The organism is Lysobacter spongiicola DSM 21749 (assembly GCF_900167055.1).
Lineage (GTDB): Bacteria > Pseudomonadota > Gammaproteobacteria > Xanthomonadales > Xanthomonadaceae > Novilysobacter > Novilysobacter spongiicola.
Map to the genome: position 1 here is coordinate 55,573 of NZ_FUXP01000016.1, position 7,529 is coordinate 63,101.

5 protein-coding genes and 1 pseudogene are annotated in these 7,529 nt (G+C 68.1%); 4 read left to right on the forward strand and 2 right to left on the reverse strand.

Annotation, left to right across the window (positions count from 1 at the left end; all coding sequences use genetic code 11):
- The first annotated feature begins 19 nt into the window (after window positions 1-19).
- Window positions 20-2,149 carry a serine/threonine-protein kinase gene (locus B5D37_RS13730; protein WP_078759299.1) on the forward strand — a complete coding sequence of 710 codons (2,130 nt, stop codon included), beginning with the start codon at window positions 20-22 and terminating at the stop codon, window positions 2,147-2,149.
- Here B5D37_RS13730 and B5D37_RS13735 read toward each other — a convergent pair.
- Both B5D37_RS13735 and B5D37_RS13740 read right to left on the reverse strand, forming a co-directional pair.
- Complete coding sequence (locus B5D37_RS13735; protein WP_078759300.1) at window positions 2,138-2,758, reverse strand: thymidine kinase; 621 nt, start codon at window positions 2,756-2,758, stop codon at window positions 2,138-2,140. The two genes, B5D37_RS13730 and B5D37_RS13735, sit on opposite strands and share 12 nt — an antisense overlap.
- Before the next feature lie 98 nt (window positions 2,759-2,856).
- Complete coding sequence (locus B5D37_RS13740) at window positions 2,857-3,564, reverse strand: SEL1-like repeat protein (RefSeq protein WP_078759301.1); 708 nt, start codon at window positions 3,562-3,564, stop codon at window positions 2,857-2,859.
- 137 nt (window positions 3,565-3,701) lie between these two features.
- Here B5D37_RS13740 and B5D37_RS13745 point away from each other — a divergent pair, with 137 nt between their 5' ends.
- The 3 genes and pseudogenes from B5D37_RS13745 to B5D37_RS13750 form a co-directional block, all read left to right on the forward strand.
- Entirely contained in the window at window positions 3,702-5,681 is a 1,980-nt protein-coding gene (locus tag B5D37_RS13745; protein ID WP_078759302.1) for a UvrD-helicase domain-containing protein, read from the forward strand.
- A gap of 589 nt (window positions 5,682-6,270) precedes the next feature.
- Window positions 6,271-6,405 (forward strand): annotated as a pseudogene (locus tag B5D37_RS15290) (hypothetical protein); the annotation flags it as partial.
- A partial coding sequence (locus tag B5D37_RS13750) for a YadA family autotransporter adhesin (protein WP_425478073.1) occupies window positions 6,385-7,529 on the forward strand: 1,145 nt, incomplete at its 3' end. The pseudogene B5D37_RS15290 and the gene B5D37_RS13750, both read left to right, overlap by 21 nt.

A 7,529-nucleotide genomic window follows, 5' to 3' on the forward strand; every position in this document is an offset into this window, starting at 1 on the left:
CCGAGCTGACGAGCCGACGATGGACGCCGAACGCTGGTCCAGGCTGTCACCCCTGCTCGATTCCCTGCTCGAGCTTGGCGCCGGGGCCCGCAGGTCGCGGCTGCAGGCGCTGCGTGAGGAGGACCCCCCGCTGGCGGCGGAGCTGGAGTCGCTGATCGCGCTGGAACAGGACCACGAGGATTTCCTGGCCGAACCGGTGGTATCGCCGGCGAAAGGCGTGCGGCCGGGCAGTACGGTCGGCCCCTATCGGCTCGAGCGGCTGCTGGGCGAGGGCGGGATGGGGCAGGTCTGGCAGGCCGCACGGGCCGACGGGCTGTACGAACGGCGGGTCGCGCTCAAACTGCTGCGGCCGGGCCTGGCCAATACCGACCTGCGCCTGCGCTTCACCCGCGAGCGGCAGATCCTCGCCCGCCTGGCGCACCCGCACATCGCCCGCCTGCTCGATGCCGGCGTCGGCAACGAAGGCCTGCCCTATCTCGCGCTGGAATACGTGGACGGCGTGCCCATCACCGACTACTGCCGGGACCGCCAGACACCGCTGGCCCAGCGCCTGGCCATGTTCAACCAGATCTGTGGAGCGGTCAGCCACGCCCACGCCAACCTCATCGTCCATCGCGACCTCAAGCCTTCCAACATCCTAGTGACGCCTGCGGGTGAGGTGCGGCTGCTGGATTTCGGCATCGCCAAGCTGCTTGATACCGAGGTGCCGCTTCCGGAGCAGACCCGCACCGGCATGCGTGCTTTCACCCTGCACTACGCCGCGCCCGAGCAGATCCGGGGCGAGCCGGTCACCACCATGACCGATGTCTACTCGCTCGGCGTGGTGCTGTACGAGCTGCTGGCCGATGCGACCCCCTACCGGCTGGATCGCGAGAGCGACGCGGCCTGGGAAGAGGCGATCCTCAGCCACGATCCGCAGCGCCCTTCGCAGGCGGCGCTCCGGCCGGACGAGCGCGGAACGTCCCGGCCCCCGGCCGATGCGTCCCATCGACGACAGGTTTCCCGCGCCATCGCCGGCGACCTCGACAACATCGTGCTCAAGACGCTCTCCAAGCAACCGGAGAAGCGCTATCCGTCGGTGGAGGCGCTGTGCCAGGACCTCCAGCGCTATGCCGCCGGACAACCCGTGCAGGCGAGGCCGCAGAGCTTCGGCTACCGGATGCGCAAGTACGTCCAGCGCCATCGCTGGCCGCTGGCAACCGCCACCCTCATCACCCTGGTACTCGCCGCTTCGCTCGGCATCGTCGCCTGGCAGGCGCGGGAGGCGGTGAACGAGGCGGCACGTGCGCAGGCCATGCAGGATTTCATGATCGGCGTGTTCGAAGGTGCGGGCGGCACCCGCGACGGCGAGCCGCTGGACCTGCGCGACCTGCTTTCGGTCTCCGTCGAGCGCGGCAACCGCGAGCTGGCGCAGCAGCCGCGCGCCCTGGCGGAGATCCTCGGCGTCGTCGCGCGGGCACGCATCGGCCTGGGCGACTACCGTGAGGCTGCAGTCCTGCTGGAACAGCAGGCCCGGCTGATCGGTACGGGCGGCGATGTGCCATCGAGCCTGCGCCTGGAGTCGCTGACGCAGCGCGGCCGCGTGCTGCGCCTGCTGGGTGACCCGGTGCAGTGCATCGGATTGATGGAGCCCGCGATGGATGCCGCCCGCCGCGAGCAGGCGCAGCTGCCACCGCAGGTCGCGGCGTTCTACTCGCAGCTGGGTCGTTGCAGCCGTGCCAATGGAGAAGCGCAGGGAGCCCGTCGCCTGTTCGAGCGCGCCCTGGCGTTGCGGCGTGAACACCAGGTCGACCGGGTGGGGCAGGTCGAGAACCTCGTGGACCTGGCGGGGCTGGAAGCGGACGCCGGACACGGGGATGCGGCCCTTTCGCAACTCCGCGCCGCGGCGGTGCAACTGCAACGCACCGTCAGTGACCGCCATCCCCTGCTGGTCGATATCCATGGTGACCTGAGTGCACTGCACAAGGCGCGCGGAGAGTTGGACCAGGCCGAAGCCGAGTTGCGCCAGGCCCTGGTCGTTGCCCTGGAAGTGCACGGGGAGCGCCACGCAGCCACCCGCGACGTGCGCAGGGCGCTGGCCATGCTCGGGGCCGATCGCAGGCGTGCACAGGATGCCGGCCCGCGGGTGGATGTGCCGTCAGAGCGCTAGCGGTGGCTGCAGCGGCTCGATGCTGCCTTCCCCGCGCATCACCTTCTTGTATTCGGCACGCGAGACCGACAGATAGCGCTCGTTGCCGCCGATCTCCACCTGCGGCCCATCCCGTACCGCACGGCCCTGCGGATCCACCCGCATGTTCATGGTGGCTTTCTTGCCGCTGTGGCAGATCGTCTTGATCTCGCTGATGTCGTCGGCCCACGCCAGCAGGTATTGGCTGCCTTCGAACAGTTCCCCACGGAAATCGGTACGCAACCCGTAGCAGAGCACCGGGATGCGCAGTGCATCCACCACTTCGCTCAATTGCCACACCTGTGCCTTGCGCAGGAACTGGGCTTCGTCGACCAGCACGCAGTGCAGCCTGCCCTGGCTTGCGATGTCGGCCTGCACCAGCCGCTGCAGGTCCTGCTCGGGATCGAACGCCACCGCGGCCGCGCTCAGCCCGATGCGCGAGGCCACCGTTCCACGTCCCGCCCGGTCGTCGAGCCGCGGCGAAAGGATTGCCACCCGCATCCCCCGTTCGCGGTAGTTGTGGGCGGACTGCAGCAGCGTCGTGGTCTTTCCGGCGTTCATCGCCGAGTAGTAGAAGTAGAGCTTGGCCATCGGCGCAGTTTAAGCGGATCGCGCCGACTGGATCGGGTTGCCAACACCAATGAAATCGGGGGCCCCGGCCCCCGATTCCATCACGCAACTGCAGAATCCTAACGCCCGGAATCCGGTACGTGCTCGGCTGCGCCTACGCCCACCTTGCCGCTCCTGCGCCATACCTCGTCGTGCCATGCCGCATATTTCTCGGGGTTCCAGAACCGGTCGTCATAGAACTCCGCACCATCGATCGTGTGCGTGTGGTTGCCCGGCCCCGGCACGAGGACCTTGAGACCGCCGGAAAAGAAACCGGTGCGGCTGCCCGTGATCTGTGCCCGGGCCTTCCTGAGCACGCCATCGATCCTCGGGCGCGCGACCTCGTCGGCGTACTCCGCCACCAACACCTGGCCATCCCGGATCGCACGTTCGCGTTCCGACTCGTCGAGCTGGCTCCAGTACTGCTCCCGCCAGACCAGGAACTGCTGCCATCCGCGTTCCGCGGCCAAGTCCATCCACGCATACGCCATGGGCCGATCCTGCGGGACGCCCTCGCCCTTCCAGAGCATCTCAGCAATCATCGCCTGAGAGGGCTTGTCAGCGTGGCGCGCGGCCCGCTTGAGGTGGCTAAGCGCCTCTTCGTAACGCCCGGCATCCCGCGCCTCCATGCCGAGCTCCCGGTACCTGAGGTCGGGATGGGACACCAGGAACCCTGTTCGCACCATTTCCGCGTTCAGCGTCGGGTCCTTGAGCATCGTGCCCTGGATCGGTTGAGCCTGGGCCTGGGCCATTGCGAGCGCCAGGATTGAAAATGCGATCGTCTTCATGTTCAGCCTCCGTTGCGTTCCACATGTGGGACTACCATACGCCTTGGCAGCGTATCCTGTTGCGCCGCGCCGCGCCGCGCCGCGCCGCTCCGGGCCAGCGTGTCAGCGCCTGCGGCGAAGCGTACTGAAGACCCCTTATGCAAGGCCTCAATCCCCCCCAACGCGCTGCCGTCCTGCATACGGACGGCCCCCTGCTCGTGCTCGCCGGCGCGGGCAGCGGCAAGACCCGCGTGATCGTGGAGAAGATCGCTCACCTGATCGATTCGGGGCGGATGCCGGCCAAGCGCATCGCCGCGATCACCTTCACCAACAAGTCCGCCAAGGAGATGCGCGAGCGCGTTGCAAAGCGCATCCGCGGAGATGCCGCCGACGGACTCACCATCTGCACCTTCCACGCGCTGGGGCTGAAGTTCCTGCAGATCGAGCATGCCAAGCTCGGCCTCCGCCGCGGCTTCTCGATCTTCGACAGCGACGACAGCGCTGCCCAGATCAAGGACCTGCTGGGTACCGGCACCAAGCCCGATGCGCTGGAAGACATGCGCAACCTGATCTCGCGCGCGAAGAACGCAGGCCTCTCGCCCGAGCAGGCGATGGCCGAGGCGCGCAGCCCGCGCGAGGTCGACGCCGCCACGGTGTACGCGCTCTACCAGGCCAGGCTCGGCACGTTCAACGCGGTCGACTTCGACGACCTGATCCGCTTGCCGGTGCAGTTGCTGGAATCCGACCAGGACTGCGCGCTCGCCTGGCGCGAACGCATCGGCTACCTGCTGGTGGACGAATGTCAGGACACCAACGATGCGCAATACCGCCTGCTCAAGGCGATCGCCGGGCCGCGAGGCCTGTTCACCTGCGTGGGCGACGACGACCAGTCCATCTATGCCTGGCGCGGTGCGAATCCCGACAACCTGCTGGAGCTGGGCCGCGACTACCCGGCGCTGGAGATCATCAAGCTGGAGCAGAACTACCGCTGCTCGAACCGGGTGCTGCGCGCGGCCAACGCGCTGATCGCGCACAACCCGCACGCGCACCCCAAGACGCTGTGGAGCGACCAGGCCGACGGCGAGCGCATCCGCATCTGGGAGTGCCGCGACAGCGCCCACGAGGCGGAGAAGGTCGCCGCCGAGATCCAGTACGTCGCCAACGCGAAGCGGGCGCCATGGAGTGACTTCTGCATCCTGTTCCGCGGCAACCACCAGTCGCGCGCGCTGGAGAAGGCGTTGCAACTGCTTCAGATCCCCTACCACCTCACCGGCGGAACCGCATTCCTGGAGCGTGGCGAGGTGAAGGATGCGCTGTCGTGGCTGCGCCTGATCGCCAATCCCGATGACGATGCCGCATTCCTGCGGGCGGTCACCTCGCCCAAACGCGAAGTCGGTGCGACGACACTGGCGAAGCTGGCGGAGCTCGCCCAGCACGCGCACATGCCCATGTCGCGTGCCATCGAATCCGTCGGCGCGTTGAAGCAACTGGCGCCGCGCGCCGCGAATGCGCTGGATGGTTTCGCCACGATCCTGCGCGGGCTGCGGGAGGATGCGCGGCGGCTCACACCCGCCGAGCTGGTGCGCGAGCTTGCGCAGCGCTCCGGGCTGTTGCAGTCGATCCGGGCCCAGTGCAAGGACGAGGCTTCATACCAGCGCCGCAAGCAAAACCTCGAGGAGCTTGCCGACTGGTTCGATGGCGGCAAGGGCGCGGGCCCGGGCGAGCTCGCGGCCCAGCTCGCGCTGCTGTCGCACGCCGACAAGGGCGATGCAGGCAACCAGGTCCGCCTGATGTCGTTGCACGGGGCCAAGGGCCTGGAGTTCCGCTACGTGTTCATCGTCGGCGTGGATGACGGAAATCTTCCCCACGAAGCCAGCATCGAGGAAGGCCGGGTCGACGAGGAGCGGCGGTTGCTCTATGTCGGCATCACCCGCGCCAAGGAACAACTCTGGCTGTCGCATTCGCGCCAGACACAGCGATGGGGCGACATCATCCGGCTCAAGCCCAGCCGGTTCTTCGAGGAGCTGCCCGCCGCCGAAATCCAGCGCGACGGCGCCGACCCCGTGGCCGATGCCGCGCGCAAGCAGGAACGCGCCACCGCCAGCCTCGCTGCCATCCGGGCATTGCTGGACGGCTGACCCGGCGACACGCCGCAGGCAAACCCGTGGAGTTCCGCCTGAACAGGGCCGACCGCGCGCGTGCGACGCCGCCAGATAATGACGTCGGGCGGCAGGTCAAAAGTGGACGTCGTGCGCCACATCGTGATGCATCGCACAATTCAGGTTTCGCTCACATCACGCTAGAACCTTGCTGCATCAAGGTTTATCGCCCTGATAGCGTCTGTAAATGACGTTATAGGGCAATCCTTGTTCACGCATGGCTCATCTTCTGTGATATCGCTATCCGCCCGCAGAGGGTGGTGAATCCAGCCGCTGCGGGCGCACTTCCGGCGTTCGAAGCGTTGCCGGTGGCAATGGCTCGCGAAGCCCGCTCCGGGTACCCCGTGGGCAGCCCGAACGCCAGGAAGGCAGACACAAAAACGGGGGGCGCTGCTGGCGATGCCGGTGTCGCTCTGAATGGAAGCAGCTGAGGGAGTCATCTATGTCCGTGTCCAAGCGCCCACGCGCAAACCGCAATCCGGGGATCCCCGCACGACCCAACCACGCGCCGCGCGCGCCGCTCTACCTGGCGCTTGCCACCGCGCTGGCGATGCTCAGCGCGCCTGCCATGGCGGCGGACACCTGCGACACGACCGGCACCGGCTCCCCCGGTGTTGCCGTGGGCCAGGACGCCCTGGCTTGTGGCGACGGTTCGATCGCGGCCGGTGCCGGCGCCTCCGCCATCGGCTCGAACAGCACCGCGGCCGGAGAAGATGCGACGGCGGTCGGTTCGGACAGTACGGCAGCGGGCGAGGACGCCACCGCAATCGGCGCGGAAAGCACGGCGGCCGGCGTGGAAACGACGGCACTGGGTGCCAACAGCACCGCATCGAGCGAGGGATCCACCGCGGTCGGCGCGGCGAGCAGCGCGGTCGGCACCCAGGCCAGCGCCTTCGGCAATGGTTCGGTTGCCGAAGGCGACAGCACGGTCGCGATCGGCGGTGCTGCCGCGGCAGGCGCCGACTACGCCACTGCGGTCGGCGGACTGTCGAACGCTTCCGGTTTCAACAGCACCGCGGTCGGCAACAGCACCAGCGCCACCGGGTCCAGCAGCACCGCCGTGGGCAGCGATGCCTCCGCCGACGGCGACAACAGCCTGGCCTCGGGCCAGGGCGCGATCGCCAGCGGCACCAACAGCGTCGCCGTGGGTGGCGCACTGGCAGGACTGATTGCGACGGAAGCGTCCGGTGACTACTCCACCGCCGTCGGTGGTGGCGCCTGGTCCCCCGGCACCAACAGCACCGCCTTGGGCAACTTCGCGGAAGCACTGGCTGCCAACAGCGTGGCGCTTGGTGCCGACTCGGTGGCGGACCGAGCTGACAGCGTCTCCGTAGGCAGTGCCGGCGGCGAACGCCAGATCACCAACGTTGCTGCCGGCACCGAGCTGACCGACGCGGTGAACGTCGACCAGCTCAACGAAGTGGCGAAGGTCGCCGAGTACACCTCGCGCTTCTTCGATGCCACCGGTGAGGGCGAAGCCTTCGCGGCCGGCCAGGAAGCCACGGCATCCGGATCGGATGCCTACGCGGAGGGTGACTACTCCACCGCGACCGGCTCGGCCAGCACCGCACTGGGCGAAGGATCATCCGCCTTCGGCAGCGGCGCGTTCGCGCTCGGCCAGTTCAGCACCGCCAGTGGTTACAACGCCAGCGCCGTCGGCAACAACGCCGTGGCGAGCGGCAGCGGCAGCGAAGCCAACGGCGATTCCAGCACCGCGGTCGGCGGCACGCTCTATGTCGAGGATGCCGAAGGCAACGTGCTGTTCGACCAGAACACCGTGGCCAACGAAGTCGGCGCCACGGCGACCGGCGCCGGCGCACAGGCCAA

Excerpts from the sequence above, each read along its gene's own strand:
- B5D37_RS13735 (WP_078759300.1), bottom strand. The coding sequence starts at position 2,758 with ATGGCCAAGCTCTACTTCTACTACTCGGCGATGAACGCCGGAAAGACC.
- B5D37_RS13730 (WP_078759299.1), top strand. The coding sequence starts at position 20 with ATGGACGCCGAACGCTGGTCCAGGCTGTCACCCCTGCTCGATTCCCTG.
- B5D37_RS13745 (WP_078759302.1), top strand. The coding sequence starts at position 3,702 with ATGCAAGGCCTCAATCCCCCCCAACGCGCTGCCGTCCTGCATACGGAC.
- B5D37_RS13740 (WP_078759301.1), bottom strand. The coding sequence starts at position 3,564 with ATGAAGACGATCGCATTTTCAATCCTGGCGCTCGCAATGGCCCAGGCC.